Source organism: Caballeronia choica (assembly GCF_001544535.1).
GTDB lineage: Bacteria > Pseudomonadota > Gammaproteobacteria > Burkholderiales > Burkholderiaceae > Caballeronia > Caballeronia choica.
Genome location: NZ_FCON02000520.1, coordinates 1 through 916, shown reverse-complemented (window position 1 = coordinate 916; position 916 = coordinate 1). Strand labels below are relative to the sequence as shown.

The following is a 916-nucleotide window of genomic DNA, read 5'->3' as shown; positions in this document are numbered from 1 at the left end:
ATCAATCGACCGCTTTCGCGAGGTGTGACACGCCCGGCTTCCAGGATCGCGTGCGCGCTACCCAAGGTCGGATGCCCGGCGAAGGGAAGCTCGCTACGCGGCGTGAAAATCCTCAACCGATAGTCGGCGTTGGCTGTCGTGGACGGAAGGACAAACGTCGTTTCCGACAGGTTGGTCCATCTCGCGACAGCCTGCATCGCGTCGGCGGTAAGGCCCTCCGCGTCCATGACCACGGCCACTGGATTGCCCAGAAGCGGACGTAAGCTAAAGACGTCAACGACTTTATACGATCGCTTCATGCTCGCTCCAATTGAATCGCGCGGACTCGTGCCGCTCAGGCTACGCTCACGCTGTCGAGCTCCGTCCGTGTGAGGCCGTACGTCGCCATGCGAGCACGGTGATCCGCCGAACCGAGGTACTTCCGAAGCTGCTCATTCACTGCCTGCAGAAGCGCATGATTGCTCTTGTTGAACGAGAAGGCGCCGACGGGCGCTGCGCCTTCCTTGCTCGCTTCGTGCGCGACCACCTCCAGTTCCTTATTGGCACTGGCCAAGACACGGCTTCCCACCGCCGTGCTCGCGTAGGCGTCGATCTCTCCTGCGAGCAGCGCGTCGATCGCGTGCGGTTGGTCCTTGAATGCCACGATCTGGCTATCGCTCACGCCCGCCGACATGGCGGCGTCGTATTGAATCGTCCCGGCAACGATCCCGAGCCGAGCGTCGTTGCGCGCCGCGACGGCCCGGTAGCTCGTCAGCGCTTTCGGATTGCCCTGACGAAGCAAAAAGCCGTCCCCCAGCGACCAGACCGGCACACTGAATGCAACGCGCCCGGCTCGCTCGGGCGTCACGAAAATTGGCACGTTCATGTCCCAGCGACCTTCCTGCACGCCAGGCAGAAGCTCTTCGAACGAGGTCAA

At 62.6% G+C, this 916-nt stretch carries 2 protein-coding genes; both read right to left on the bottom strand.

Annotated elements, in window-relative coordinates; genetic code table 11:
* Positions 1 to 299 (bottom strand): PhzF family protein (locus AWB68_RS45450; RefSeq protein WP_143282078.1); only part of this gene is annotated, 299 nt, incomplete at its 3' end.
* A gap of 35 nt (positions 300 to 334) precedes the next feature.
* On the bottom strand, positions 335 to 916 hold a 582-nt coding region (locus tag AWB68_RS45445; RefSeq protein WP_125483325.1), incomplete at its 5' end, for a transporter substrate-binding domain-containing protein.